The organism is Streptomyces sp. NPDC058576, from assembly GCF_042718715.1.
GTDB lineage: Bacteria > Actinomycetota > Actinomycetes > Streptomycetales > Streptomycetaceae > Streptomyces.
Genome location: NZ_JBHXPF010000027.1, coordinates 84276 through 98626 on the forward strand (window position 1 = coordinate 84276; position 14351 = coordinate 98626).

Below are 14351 nucleotides of genomic sequence, written 5' to 3' on the forward strand. Positions count from 1 at the left end.
CAATGCCACCGCACCCCACCCCACCCCCGGGAGCGGAACACCCCATGAACCCCGCCGACATCCAGCTCCGCCCCCACCAGAAAGAAGCCGTCACCGCCGCAGTCAAAACCCTGCGCACCCACCCCCGGGCCAGTGTCATCGCGGCCTGCGGGACCGGGAAAACCCTCATCGCCGCCCGCACCACCACCCGAATCGCACCCCGCGGGCGGGTCCTGGTCCTCGTCCCGACCCTGGACCTGCTCTCCCAGACCGTCCGCTCCTGGCAAACAGCCGGCCACAAAGCCCCAGCGGTGGCCGTCTGCTCCGCCCGCCAAGCCATGGAACACCCCTCCGCCGGCAACCTCCCCATGACCACGAAACCCGCCGAGCTCACCGAACTCACCCCACCCACCGGCCCGGTTACCGTCTACGCCACCTACGCCTCCCTCCCCACCGTCATCCACGCCCACCGAGACCACCATCTGCCGCCCTGGGACCTCGTCGTCGTCGACGAGGCCCACCGCACCGCCGGCCGCCTCGGAAAAGCCTGGGCGGGCATCCACCACGACGACCAGGTCCCCGCCGCCCGCCGCCTCTACCTCACCGCGACCCCCCGGATCTGGGACCCCGACACCGACCACAGCGACACCCCCGTCGCCTCCATGGACGACGAAACCCTCTTCGGCCCCGTCGCCTGGCGTCTCACCCTCTCCGACGCCATCGATCTCGGCCTCCTCGCCGACTACCAGATTCTCGTCCCCGTCATCCAGGACACCGATCTTCGCGACTGGCTCGCCACCAACCGCGGCGCGGGCGCCGACGGCCTCCGCCTCGCCGGACACCAGGTCGCTGTCCTCAGAGCCATCCACGACCACAAACTCCGCCGCGTCCTCACCTTCCACCACCGCGTCGCCGACGCCCGCACCTTCGCCACCACCCTCCCCGACACCGCAGCGGCCCTCCCCGCAGACTTGCAGCCCCAAGGCCTGTGGGCGCAGTGGATCAGCGGCACCCACCCACCCCGCACCCGCCGCCGCATCCTCCTCGACTTCGCCACCCACACCCACCCCGAACAACCCGCCGTCCTCGCCAACGCCCGCGTCCTCGGCGAAGGCATCGACGTCCCCGCCATCGACGCCGTCGTCTTCGCCGACCCCAAAAACAGCCCCGTCGACACCGTCCAAGCCGTCGGCCGCGCCCTACGCCAAACCCCCGGCGCCGGCAAAAGGGCCACCCTGATCGTCCCGGTCTACCTCACCCCCGACGAAGACCCCGACGACCTCCTCAGCGCCGACGCCTACACCCCCCTCTGGCGCACCGTCCAAGCCCTGCGCGCCCACGACGAACGCCTCACCGCACGCCTCGCCGACCCCCGCACCCACCGCCCCACCCAAGGATCCGAAGACCCCGGCGCCTGGCTCCACTTCGAACGCCCCACCCAACAAGAAGAAGTCGCCCTCGCCCTCACCCTGCGCGTCCTCAACCCCAAAAGCGCCGAATGGCGCCGCGGCCTCACCGCAGCCCGCCACTACCACCGCACCCACCACCACCTCGACGCCCCCCAAACCCACGAAGACCCCGACGGCTACCCCCTGGGCCGCTGGCTCACCTGGCAACGCCACCTCCACACCACCGGCGCCCTCGACCCCGCCCGCACCACCGCCCTCGAACGCCTCGGCATCATCTGGAACCCCCACCAACACGCCTTCGACCGCGGCCTCGCCCACGCCACCGCCTACACCCACCACCACGGCCATCTCGCCGTCCCCGTCGACCACCACCACGACGGCTTCGCCCTCGGCCGCTGGCTCGCCACCCAACGCAAACGGGCCGACACCCTCACCCCGGCACGAGCCCAGGCCCTCGAAGGCCTCGACCAGTACTGGAATCCGCCTTGGCCGCTGACCTGGCACCGCGCCTACCAGGCTGCCCGCAAACACCACAACGCCGGCAACCAGCTGACCGAAGTGGCCCGGGACTACATCACCGATGACGGGCGCCGCCTGGGGGAGTGGCTCCACAACCAGCGTCTCCACCCACAACGCCTGCACCCCACCCAGCAGCGCCTCCTGGCCGACATCGGACTGATCCAGAACACCGAACCGTCCGCGAAGAAACGGAAGCCCGCCACCCGCAAGCCGGAGCAGGGCCTGGCAGCCGCCCGCGCCTTCTACCAGCGGGAAGGGCACCTCGAGGTTCCCCAGCGCCACGTCGAAGACCTCGACGGTGAACCCGTACGCCTCGGACAATGGATCAGCAACGCACGCCGCCGCAAAGAACACCTGCCCACCGACCGGATCCACGCGCTCGACGCCCTCGGCATGCGCTGGTAAGCGCCCCCTTACGTCTGTGGTCTCTGGGTAACCGAAGGCCCTTGACCTGGTCGTAGCGCGTCGGAGGGCCGACGCTGACCTCGGAAGCGGTCGGCGGGCAGGACATCAATCATGGCCTGTTCCTCGCGGATGATCGCTGCGCCGTCGCAACGGAGCCGTTCCAAGGCGGTCTGCCGTCGTCGTGTCAGGAGTGGGCCCGTGGGCTCCAGAGTCTGAGGGCGGCTTCCGTCCGGACACGTTGGCCGCTCGCCTCCTGGCCGGATGCTCCCGGAGCAAGTCCCCGTCCTTCAGGGCGGGTGCGCCAAAGCGGTCCGCAGAGAGCGACGCTACAACGGACGGCGCTGCTGCTCGACTTGGCGATACCGCACTGCAGCGCACATGTGGAGGGCGTCGCGTGGCGTCAACGGACGTCGTCGTACCAGTCAGAGGAATGCTGCAGGTAGCGGTAGCTGACCCACTCCTGCGCCAGACGGTTTCCGTCCAGCAGTAGCTGTGTGCCGCCCGTCCGGCATGGTGCGGGAAGCCACTGGGCCAGCTCACCGGCGGTTGCGGCGCTGACCGAGGCTTCCTTGGGAGCTGCAGGACGGGGCTGTCCCAAGGACTGAAGCACCTGGTAGAGGCGCTGGGCAGGCCGCACAGGCGGAAGCCCAAGATCGAGCGCGGTGGCGGAAGCCCGCAGCGGGATCCGCAGCCCGCTGGTGTCCAGGTCGCCGAAGTACCTGATCTGAGTGATGCCATGCTTGGCCTTGATGGCACGAATCGATGCCCGGAAGGTGCCGCCCAGGCCCCACGCGACGTAGCCGAGCCGGTGATCGGCAGGCAGGCTCTCCACCAGTGACCACCAGGTGGTGGAGTTCTCGACCACGAACAGCACATCGCCCGCTCCGACGCGGCAATAGTGGCTGTCGCTCTCCTCCAGCGGGAACGTCTCTGTGATCAATGGCGGTGGAGGCCTGAAGGCTTGCAGCAGCTCGTCGAGCCGGGCTGAGTTTGAGAACAGCGGTCCGGAAGCGAGCGTGTCGAACGTCTTCTCCGGCATGGGGAAGTCAGCCTCGCTGCCGAACGTTCCGAAGATTTCCAGGGCTCGTTCCCTCAACGGGATCCGGCACAGATCCGGTCCGCTCTTGAGCCACCGGTCGATCGCCGCATAAGCAGACCGCTGCTTCGCAGTCGCTGTCGCCCAGTAGGATGCCAGCCAGGTCAGGGCGGGGTGCCACATCGGCATCGGCGGAACGACCGGCGGCGGAGCCTGCGCCAGCAGCCGCACCTTGACGGGCAGAGACACCTTCTCCGGGGTACGCCGCTGGACCTGCTCGATCAGACCGGCTGCTTCCAGCATGTCCAGCGCACCGGCCAGGACCGCTGGCTCGAACGCGTCGTCCACATTCCGGTTCGGCACGCGGCGGAAGACCTCCCACACGTCCTCGAGGGGGATCAGCGCTGCCTTGTAGCGGCTGCGGCCGTGCCCCGCAGCCCACTCCCGCAGCCCCGCGATCAGATCATTCTCCCGGCGTTGCAGTGCCATCGTCTCTCCCGAAGATGCCGCGTGATTCCTCACGGCGGAAGATTCTGGCACTGTCGATCTGCCCGGTACCGTCCTCGGGGTCAAGAGTGTCAAGGTGCGGCCGGAACACGTCGTCGACGACCAGGTACTTGCGTGCCGCCCGCAGGTCGGCGTCGTTGCGCAGCCGGATGATCAGCGGGAACTTCCCCAGGGCCCTCTCGTCGTACAGGCCGGTGGTGTAGACGAGCTGCACCCCCAGGGCCTGCGCCACCTGCCGTTGCAGGTCCAGAAGGTATTCGGCGTTCGCCCGGCCGATGGGGTTGTCCAGGAACAGAACGCCAGCGTGACGCGACCGCTCGCGGCCCTTCTGATTGGCCCGCAGCGCAGCCATCGTGCAGTACAGCAGGATCGCCGCAGTCAACTGCTGGCCTCCGGAGAAGACGTTCTTGACCTTCGACACCCGTACCCGTTCGGTGCGCAGGACCATGTCCGGCTTGAGCACGTGGACCTTGAACCCGGCAGGAACGGCGGTATGGACCGCGCGCAGCATCAGCGACAGCCCGTCGCGGGCCACTTTGCGTCCGTCGCCGGTGCGGCCGGTCGCGGCTTCCTCCGCGAGCTCGCCCAGACGAGGCAGGAGCAGTTCGTCGTGCTGCGGATGGAAGGAGAACTGGATGAACTCCTCCTCGGCCCAGTCGCCCAGGCTCTGCGGAAGCTTGGACAGCCGCTGGGCAGAGCGCAGCAGGGACAGGGCTTTGTCACTCTCGCCCTTGAGATGGTCGACGATGGTCTGCCGGTGCTGGTTCACTTCGTCGATCTCGTCGCTGAGGTTCCGCCTGCGTGTCTGGAGCGCGGCCAGCCACTTCGTCGCGTGCTCGGCGGTCTGCTCGGCCGACAGCTCGATGATCTGCTGCCGCACCGGGATGGTCAGGCGGGAGTACTGGTCACCCGCGGCGTGCCGTCGGCTGTGCTCCGCAGCCCTACGCAGGTTCTTCTCCGTGAGATTGAGATCTTCCTTGGCTTTCCTGGCGGCAGTGTCCAGATGCAGGTGGTCCCTCCAGGCGGCGTCGCCGTCGCCCGTGTAGGGGGCGGCATTTGGCTCCGCGGCCGCGTCCGCCAGCACCTGCGAGAGCCGCTCGAAGGTCTCGGCCGCGTCCTTGGCCCGTCTCGTCTGCTCGGCGGCGGCCTCCTGCTGTGAGAGCGCGGCAGCCTCGGCTGTCCGCGCGACTGCGTACTGCTTCTCCGCGTCCGCCACCGTCTCTAGAGACCAGTCGATCGTGTTCGGCACATCGCCGGGCGGCATGGGCTCGGTGCCGTCGGCGGTCTGCTCGTGGAACTCCTGGCGCCGCTCGCGCAGGGCATTTTCGTGCCTGCCCTTTTCTTCCGCGGCCCGCTTTTCCGCTGTTTCTGCCGCCGCGAGCGCTCTGAGGGCCAGTTCGAGCGCCTCGGCCCGGCTGCGCTCGTCCAGTGCCTCGGGCGTCTGCAGCAACCGCAGGGCCTCGTCTCGGTCTGCCTGCGGCAACGCGGAGAACACGGCCGCTGCCTCCTGGGCATCCTCCTCAGCCCGGACAAGCCGCGCACGCAACTCTCCAGGGACCGCCGCCCTGTCGAAGACGTCCTTAGCCTTGTTGTAAGTCTCGCGTAGTACCGGCACTGGGTCGCTCGGCGGCTCTCCTTCGAACAGCATCTCCTGCACACCAGGCAGCTCGGCCCACTCCTGGGCGGCTACAGCGGCGGCCCGGCGTTGCTCATCGCCCGCCGCTTGCCGGCCCTCGGCGGCCCGGCGCTGCTCATCGGCAATGCCCTGGGCTTCCTCGGCCTCCTCCTCGTGGATGCCGCGCTGCTCCTGGGCGGCCGCAGCCTGCTCACGCCATGCCGGGATCTGCGCCAGCCGCTCGCCGAGACCGGCCAGCCGACGGCTCACCTTCTGCCAGTGCTCGTGATCCTGCCGCGTGTCGCCGAGTTCGCCGCGGATCTCCTCACGGCGCTCCGTCAAGGCTTCCATGGCCAGGCGCTGCCCCGAAGTCACCTCCTCGGCCTCCGCCAGGGCACTGACGGCGGCCGCGTGCTCTTCCCGCAGTTCCGCCAACGCCCCAGCGGGGTAGTCCTCGCGCCACTGGATGACCCGTCTAAGCATCACCGCATCGTGCTGCTGGGTGCGGTGCAGCTCCTTCAACCGTTCCTCGGAGCGAGCCCACCGCTTCTCGATGAGCTTCTGCTCGGCCTCGGCGGCCTTCTCCTCATACAGCGCGGCGTTGAACGCCAGCGTGAACAGCACCCCCTGCGCGGGGCCCCCGTCTGCCTCATACAGCCCCGCGACCGTGCCTACAGCGACGTGGTAGGCCGTCGGCGTCGCCCGGTCGAGGACCTCCCGTGCCCGTTCCTGGTCGCCGTCCGAGTTCAGCAGCACTCCGCTGACCAGATGGGGAGCACCAGCGAGCATCTCCTCGCGCTGGCCGGGCGGCAATTGCGCGATGTACTTCCAGCCCGGCCAGGCATCAATACGGGGCTCGGACTGCTGAAGGAGCCGACAGGCGTCCACCACGACCTGCGGCGGAGGCAGCAGGTGGCCATCCTGCAGGGCCAGCCGGGCCACATCATCACGAGCCTGTTCGACCCGCAGCGCGACTCTTTCCTTCTCCGATTCCGCGATGGCCGCCCCCAGCCGCTCCAGCAACACCTCCGCGTCCGCCTCCAAGCACACCGCCGCCCCCAGCAACTCCGCGCCCCTGTAGACCATCTCGATCACGGAGGTCCGCGCCTCAGCGCTTTCGCGCAGTCGCTGCGCCTGGCCACGGCGACCCCGCGCAGCCTCCTCCTCACGGATTGCAACGGACAGAGTCCTTTGGACATCGCCCTGCCGACGGTCCACGCTCTCCTGTTCCCGTTCCAGGGCGTTGATCCTGTCCGCCGCGCGGACCACAGCCTGCCGGGCATCCGCTGCTGCCTGGGGTACAAGGCCGACGGCGGGCGCCAGCCCGTCCATGACAGCCTTCTCGGCCTCAGCCTGCGCCGCAGCGACCCGCTCCAGTAGCTCAGTGGCCTGCCCCTCGGCCCGCTCGGCTTCCTTCAGCGCTGCTTCACGTGCCTGGCGGGCCTCCCTTTCGTCCCCCTGGTGCTTGCGTGCCTCTGCGAGCTGCTGCTCCTGTGCCCTCTGAGCCTGGTCCTGGAGCCCTAACAGCCCCCGGGCGAGTGCCTCTGCGGACCGCTGCCGAGCCTCAAACGCCGGCTCAGCCCCCGCTTCCCCTTGCTTCACCACCAATGCCAGGTTCCTGGCGACCTTCGACTTCGCCAGATGCCGATGCGCTGGCCCGGTCGCCCTCCAACCGTCCACCACGGCTTTCGCGTCCAGGGTGCTGCGGGCGGTCTCCTCGACATGGCCCTTGGCCCGAGTGAACCGCAACTGCGCGAGCCTGTACCGCTGTCGCGCCACCGTCGCAGCCCAGCGACGCGTGAGACCAGCTGCGTCGGTGGCCTCTACGTCGCAGTTGTGCTCCTGGCGCTGCAAAAGCTCCAGGCGGTCCTTGTCACCTCGAACGCGGGCTCGGACCTGCCCGTTGAAGCCCGCGACTTCCTTGCCCGTCTGCTGCACGTGGACACGGGCCGCGTTCACCGCATCCGCCGCTTCGACCAGCGGTTCAAGCAGTGTCATGGCCTTTTCCACGAAGTCCAGTTCCAGCAGCAGGTCCTTGCGCCCAGCGAGCTGATGGGCATAGGTGGAGACCAGGGAGGCAAGCTCGTTGAGGCCCTTGTGGTCGTGCACGGCCTTGAGGAGGAAGTCGACGAACCCGCCGTCGGAGTCAAGCGTGAACGCGTGAACAGCCTCGCCCTCGTCCCGGTTCATGGCCCGCTGATACCGGAAGAGCTCCGGGTCGAGTCCGAGCTGTCCCAGCAGCTCCGTCCACTCCTCCTGAGACTTCGGCCAGTTCATCTGGAGCCGTTGATCCTGGACGCCGAGCTCCTTCACCGACTCCCGGTAGGACGCCATAGCCCGGTACTGGCCGTCCTCGACGATGGGAAGAGCGTCCAGACCGAGCGTGTCAGTGGGGTGGAACGCATACCAATGCTCGACGAGGTTCTCGGCAACGGTCGAGACGGCCTGGTCCTTCCAGCACAGGACCTTGGCGGTGACCAGCAGCCGCCCTGTGACGCTGTGCATCCACTCCAGAACAATGTGGGAGACGTCCCGCGCCAGGACGTAATCCTCCAGCAGACGCGGGTCCGGGGCGTCCCTCACCTGCCTGCGGCCCGGCAGGACGACGGAGAAGAGCAGCTTCAGCAGGACCGACTTCCCGCCACCGTTCTCCAGGAACACCACACTCGCCGGAGACGGACGCACCACCTGAGGAGCGGCGCCGAACAGGTTTTCCTGAACGGCGGTGACCGGCAGCCCCGCACCGGAGAAGTCCAGGATGACATCCTTGAACCGGGCGCCCGCCGGTCCGGCCGAGCACACACGGATACGGGACAGCTCGTACATGATGGCTTGGTTCCCGCTAGTAGAGGGTGTCGTCGTCGCCAGTGACGCGCAGCGACTCCGTGACGTCAGCCGGCGGCACTACGCCCATGAGCAGCAGCTCGCGATACACATCGACCGCAGCCAGTTCACGGACCTGCAGCTGGTAGCGGCCGGTGGTGCGGTAGACCTTCACCGCAAGCTCCAGGTTCTCGCTCTCGGTGAGCAGCCCCTTGTCGACCAGATAGCGAGGGGCCTTGCCGACAATCGCCTCCGTCGTCGTCGCAGCCACCTGCCCGCTGTTCGTCTCACCGGCCTCCGACCTGCGCGCATAGGCCCGCCAAGCGCGCTCCAGCTCCGGTGCCTCCAAGGGCGCGTCACTGTTCTCCTGCGCCTCGGCTGATCGTTCGGCCAGATCCTCACACGTGTGGCGCACGTGTTTGTCGACCACGGCGGCCGTCACCGCCCCCACATAGCTATCGTCCGCCAGGTCCTGAGGCCGAGGGAAACACAGTGCGGCGATTGCCAGATGTGCGAGGCCGTGCAAGACCCGCTCCGCTTCACGCTGGTGACTCTGCCGTGCTTGGCGCGCGTAGTTCTCCAGCCGGGTCTCGAACACCGAACCGGGGACGGGCACGACCACTGCGCCCGCGCGCATAGTGACCCCAAGGGCCTGCAGGCCCAGACCTGTCGCGCAGCGTCGCACCAGGTCCTCGAAGGCTGGCTCCTCGTCGAAACGCCGCACCAAAGTGGCATACTCCGCGTCCCGGTGCGGGAGCAACCGCGGCCGAAACGCAAAGCCGATCAGCCGGGTCGCGGCCTCGGCGTCGTCCTGACCATACGCTCCCGCATGGCTCATGTCCCCGCCTCCGTGTCCTGTGCCTGCCCTGCTCGGTCCGAGACGTCCGGCAAAGGCTGCTGCACGCGCGCTGTCGTCAGCCACAAGTCATCGCCGGCAAAGCCGACACTGTCCAAGGCGGAATCCGCTCGTACAGCCACCCGCACCTGGTCCTGTCCGCGCCGCTGCGCGGCACCGGCATCTGGGCAGTAGGCGTGCAGCCCAAGCAGCGCCACCAGCGCGGGCAGGTCCGCATCGATCAGGGCCGCCTCCTCCAACAGACTCGACAGCGAGCGGACCTCCCCAGGCAGATGCAGGAGCTGCTCGGCTATCTCCCACTGCGCGGCAGTGAAGCGTGTGGTCTCCTCCAGCCGCTCCACCTCCGGCTCCTCCACCCGCCCTGCGAACCGGGGCGGCTCCGGCGCCGGACGCAGCAGCGCGGGCACCAGAGTGGCCAGATACGGAAGATCCGGCACGGCGGGCCCGGCCGACCGGCTGAAGAAGCAGTCGACGGCCCCGACCGCATCCGACACCGGCAGATCCAAAGCGGGACGCAGCAACTGCCCGAACAGATCGAACGTCGACCGGTGAGGCTGCACCGAAAACTGCTGACGGTCCTGCTCCGCGCGAAACACCCCCCGCGCTTCCAGCAGCCGCTGCTGCAGGCGTATGTGACGCCGGATGCAATCCTCGACAATGTCGACAAGCTCCGCAGCCTGCCGCTTGCGGACCGGGTTCACCGCCTCATCCCGGGCCTCGGCCATGTTCCTGGCGATCGCCCGCTCTGCACGCACCCGTTCCTGGACGTGCGCCAGTGCCTCGCTCAGCAGCTCCGGGAACTTCTCCCTCCAGTCCACCGCCTGGATGTTGCGCCGGGTCGCCTCCAACTGAGCATGGATCAACTCCCCGTACTGGATGGTGCGGACCCTTGCCTGCTCCGCCACTTGCTTCGCGTCCGTGAGCCGCCCGCGCCTGATCAGGTTCGCGAGCTTGACCTCCGCAGCCTCTTGGGCAGACTCCACATCTGTGTCCAGCGCGCCGACCAGAACGTTCAATGCCTCATGCGAGGCATGCAGATACAGCACGCCGGCACTGTCGCGACGCTCCACGATCAGCTTGAAAGGGAACACCAGCACCCGGTAGACACCCGTCGCGTCCACAGCGCCGTAGGGACGGCGAAACGCCCGCTCGACGTCACCGAGATTGATCAGACTGTCCAGTACCCAGCGTGCCACCCGGGCGTGCTCCTCATCCGAACGCTCGGGCGCCTGCCGGGCCACAAACCGCTGGACCCGGCTCAGGACATGACGCCGGCTGGCACCGGTGTCGAAATCCATTGCGATGGCCACCTGGTCGATCGTGTGCAGGCCGATCTCCGCCATCTGGTAGACCCGGGCATCGGCCCACTCCACCAGGCCCTTGTTCGCGTCCAGGTCATGCAGGGGAGCCGTACACGCCAGCGCCTTCGCCCGACGGATCAACCCCTCGTCGTGCAGCAGACCATCATCCGCTCCAGCCGCATCCGCGCGCGTACCACGCCCGAAATCCACCAGGCCCCTCCCACATGCCAACCACGGTCCGCGCGTACGTACCTCGCGCGAGTCGCAGCCCCCTCCGCCCCGCACACAGCTTGCCTTCGCCGAACCCTCCCGGGTCACCATATGCCCGAATTCCTTCTGGAGGAGCCCTTCTTCCTCATCACTGCGAGCCCCCAACCCCGGTCATATTCGTGACAGGCGAGGCGCCGAACACCTACGACAGTTCCACCGAACGGCAGGCGCCGAGCGCACCAGCTGCCGTGGACTTGAGGGCGTACCGAAACCGAAGCCACACCCACCGACCCCAACGCACGGGGGCGAGCACGCTCCAGGGACCCTCGACGCGGTTCAAGGCGCATGCCGCACTGGTTGTGGGCGCGCTACGCAAGGCCGAAGCCTGGCGGGACTCCGACCCAGGCCGCGCCCTTGAAGATCTCACCGTGATGCTGCTGACAATCACCGAACGCTACGCCGAGGGTCGCATCGACGACCTCCTCGACGCAGATCAAATCGCTGATGTGGTTCCAGCCGCGCCGAGAGAGCGGATCCGGGCAGTTGTGGTGGGTCTCAGGGTCGTACTGGTGATGGCTGGTGCTGCCCTCCTCGGATCTCCCAAGGCTGCGCTCATCCCTCTGCTGCCTGTGGTGGTCGTGTTCGTTGCCGTCGTCTTCAACTGTGGTCGAGTTCTTGCTACGGGGCAGTTCACCGACTTGATCATCCCTTGGTGAAAGACGTGCTGGGCTACCGCCACGCCTTCCAGAAAGCTGGATGCGCAGCTGTCCTGGGGCAGCTGCACGCCCTTGCTGAGCCGCTCACCCGCCCCGCCGACTCCGGTGACCCGGTAGCAACGCCCGCCGGCGAGGAACCGGAGCTGCCCGCGGATCTGCTGGAGTCCCACCCGGCAGTGCGCGCGCGGGACTGCCTCCTCCACTACGCCGTCAGCTGGGCCACTGGGATGGCAAGATGCCCGGCGACGTCCTGGACCTGTCCGCCGGTGTCCTGTCCGTCGGCGCCGAGGAGGTGGTCACCGCCTCGGCGTGCACCTGCCCCTCCTTCACCGCCGCCCACCCCGAGTTGTACGCGCTCGCCCCTGGTCGGCCATCGCCGGCCGCCGCGTGGCTGCACGGAACTTCCGTGTGAATCTCCACAGTCATTCCGAGTGATGCTGGGTGAGGAGCATGGATCCTGCTGGGCCGGGCAGTGTGCGTGACCTTCGCAGCCGCATTACTGCCGAGCACAGGACCTTGAACGAGGGGAGTGTTCAACCCCCCTCGGACGGCCCCGGAACCTGCCAATTGAAGGTGATGCCGCGCCCCCACGTCTTGGATTCGAAGCCACTGAACCACTCTTCACCTTGTTCCGCTTAAGCACGCGTGACGGCGAGTTCCCCCCGGCCTTCTTTTTGCAGCCGGATGCCTGGGACTGGTTGTCAGGCAGCAGCGGACAGACCGGTGGACCGCTGGGCGCCGAAGGTGGTGTCGAAGGCCAGGGAGCGGGAGAGGGGGGATGAGGTAGTACGGGGAGCCGGAACCAGCGTTTGAGTAGGGGCCGTGCCGGCCGGCTGTCAGGACGTCATGGGGTGTGAGGACGGCGAGGTCGTCGAAGACGTAGTAGACCAGGAGCAGCGTCCAGGCCACGAGCTGGAGGTGGGCTGTGACCGCCGCTCGTTCCACGACGTGTCGGCTGGTGGCGCGGCTGGTCATCCGGCTCTTGCAGTCGATCAGCGCGATCTGCTGTCCCTTGGCAATGATGAGGTCTGGGGTCCAGCGCAGCGCGCTGGCGGTTCCTCGGAGTGGGATCGAACGGGATCGGTCAGTACGCCCTGGCCCCACGCGGTGACGTTCCATCCGCGCCAGGTGAGTTCTTGGGCGACCCGCAGCTCGTGCGCGTCGCCTACGGCCTTCCTGTGCTGAAAGCTCGGCATAGGGGGAGTGTGGCGCACTGACGCCGGTCCGAAACGAACGAGAACCGTAGAGCGGCGAGGTTCCGCCAGCCCCCACAGCGGTTGTTGCCGGTCGTCGTTGTCCGTCGTTGTTCACCATGGTTCAGGGGTGTCCCACCCTGCCTCATCCAGGCTCCGTCAGACTTGTCCGGATCTCCCCCCTGCCTCAGACCGCTATTACCGCCCCTGGTGTGCTTGCTTGGCCATGAGCCGGTCCAGAGCCGCGCCGTCATCCGGTCCCCGCCATCCGCCGCAGCTCCATCGTGAACATGCGGGTCCGGCCGGCATCCAGGCCGCCAACCCCGGCAGCACGCGGCACAGACGCACACCCAGGCCAGGACAGCTGCCAGCCCACAACGTGCTGCTGTCAGTGCGCGATGGAAGGATGACCCGGCTGGCTTTCGTGCGATGCCCGAGTCAGCCGGGAGACATACCGTGGGGGGTAGATTTTGACGAATCAGGAATCCGAGCTGTGTCGGCACTGTGGAGAGCCGATCACCAGTTTCGACGGCCGCTGGTCCCACGGACGCCACGGATACGGTGGATGGGGATCTGTCGGATGCAGCGCCTACAGTTTCACCCTGCGCGGTGAATGGGACACCCGCCTGACAAAGGCCGAGAAGGCGAGTCCCCGGACCAGGGCCCAGCTTGCTGGCAGGGAAGAGTTTCCCGCCTGGCCTGGACTGCAGCAACAGCGCTGGGAAGCTGCGAGGAAGGAACGAGAGGCTGCCGCGCTGGCCGCCACCCGCTTCTCACCGAAGCTGTCGAAGGCGGTCCAAGCCGCTGAGGCAGTAGCGGCCGACCCCGGAAGCCACACCTTCCGCACTCTCGAGCGCCGACGCCAAGCAGTGATCCTGGCTATGGAGGAACAAGCCCGTCGCGCCGCGGCCCGGAAAGGACACGCGGAACTGGGCAGCATCACGGCCAACGACGAGCTGGCTCGGCTCATGCAACTGACCAGAGACGTGCTGCGCTCCTTGCGTGCGGCAGAAGACCTTCTGCCGCCGGCAGAGGCGCTTAAAGCAGCGGCAAGTCGTTACACCGCCTGCATCGACCAGATCGCCACCGATCGTTACGGCTCCTTGCCGCGGCAGGCAGATGGGGCATCTACCGAGCGAAACACGCTGCAGGCCGCACGCCAACGCGCAGCACGTCACAAGGAGACTCCCTGACCAACAAGCGCCGACGTCGAGCGAGCGTAGCTCGCTCGACGTGCTCGGCAGGCAACTAGGGATTCCGCCCAACTTGGAGAAGGCCGCGACGGAACCGGCCGCTTTCGGTGCCCAACGAGACCCTGCCGGTCAGTCGCGGCTACACCCTCGCAGTAACAGCCAGGCCGTCAGGCCAAACCCTGCACCGAGCCACCACGGACGAGCCATCTCCAACGACCGAGAAGAGAGAGACACCAAATCAAATCACTGCCCAAAAACCAAGATGACATCACCAGCGCCGGCAGGCGTACACACAAAACCCTCCCTGACCGACAGGGAGGGGGCAAACACCACACCAACCCACTGTCATGCCGCCAGGCATGACACCCCAGCAAACACTAAATCCACCCCACCCCTTTGCCCCGCCAGGGGCAAATTCCTCACCCACCAACTCCCATCGTCAGGCCGCCAGGCCTGACACCCCCACCACCCCATCGGCCGTCAGGCCGAACACCACCCACTGTCATGCCGTCAGGCATGACACACCAACACCTTCCGGCCGTCAGGCCGGAGTTGGGCCGCCAGGCCCAACTTAAGAGCCGCCAGGCTC

8 protein-coding genes are annotated in these 14351 nt (G+C 67.7%); 4 read left to right on the plus strand and 4 right to left on the minus strand.

The annotated features are described in order from the left end of the window. Window positions 1-44: 44 nt before the first annotated feature. Window positions 45-2312: a Helicase associated domain protein gene (locus tag ACFWRV_RS20335; protein ID WP_384336421.1), complete on the plus strand. Its 2268-nt coding sequence runs from the start codon at window positions 45-47 to the stop codon at window positions 2310-2312. Window positions 2313-2712: 400 nt separating this feature from the next. Here ACFWRV_RS20335 and ACFWRV_RS20340 read toward each other — a convergent pair whose 3' ends face one another. Genes ACFWRV_RS20340 through ACFWRV_RS20355 form a run of 4 tightly spaced genes read right to left on the minus strand, consistent with a single transcriptional unit; the run spans window position 2713 to window position 10660 of the window. Next, window positions 2713-3837, minus strand: coding sequence for a Wadjet anti-phage system protein JetD domain-containing protein (locus ACFWRV_RS20340; protein WP_384336423.1), 1125 nt, complete (start codon window positions 3835-3837; stop codon window positions 2713-2715). Continuing rightward, the gene (locus ACFWRV_RS20345) at window positions 3812-8296 is read right to left on the minus strand and encodes a hypothetical protein (RefSeq protein WP_384336425.1); all 4485 of its coding nucleotides are present in this window, start codon (window positions 8294-8296) and stop codon (window positions 3812-3814) included. Before ACFWRV_RS20345 ends, ACFWRV_RS20340 begins: the two co-directional genes overlap by 26 nt. 16 nt (window positions 8297-8312) lie before the next feature. Then, window positions 8313-9131, minus strand: a complete 819-nt coding sequence (locus ACFWRV_RS20350; protein ID WP_384336427.1) for a hypothetical protein — start codon at window positions 9129-9131, stop codon at window positions 8313-8315. Continuing rightward, window positions 9128-10660 carry a hypothetical protein gene (locus tag ACFWRV_RS20355; RefSeq protein WP_384336429.1) on the minus strand — a complete coding sequence of 511 codons (1533 nt, stop codon included), beginning with the start codon at window positions 10658-10660 and terminating at the stop codon, window positions 9128-9130. Before ACFWRV_RS20355 ends, ACFWRV_RS20350 begins: the two co-directional genes overlap by 4 nt. Window positions 10661-11091: 431 nt before the next feature. Between ACFWRV_RS20355 and ACFWRV_RS20360 the strand changes: the two genes are divergently transcribed. From ACFWRV_RS20360 to ACFWRV_RS20370, 3 genes are all read left to right on the plus strand, one after another. Continuing rightward, window positions 11092-11376 (plus strand): hypothetical protein, encoded by a 285-nt coding sequence (locus tag ACFWRV_RS20360; RefSeq protein WP_384336447.1) that lies wholly within the window; start codon window positions 11092-11094, stop codon window positions 11374-11376. A gap of 235 nt (window positions 11377-11611) precedes the next feature. Then, window positions 11612-11788, plus strand: coding sequence for a hypothetical protein (locus ACFWRV_RS20365; RefSeq protein ID WP_384336431.1), 177 nt, complete (start codon window positions 11612-11614; stop codon window positions 11786-11788). A gap of 1251 nt (window positions 11789-13039) precedes the next feature. Continuing rightward, a complete protein-coding gene (locus tag ACFWRV_RS20370; protein WP_384336433.1) occupies window positions 13040-13762 on the plus strand; it encodes a hypothetical protein in 723 nt (240 codons plus the stop codon). Window positions 13763-14351: the final 589 nt, after the last annotated feature.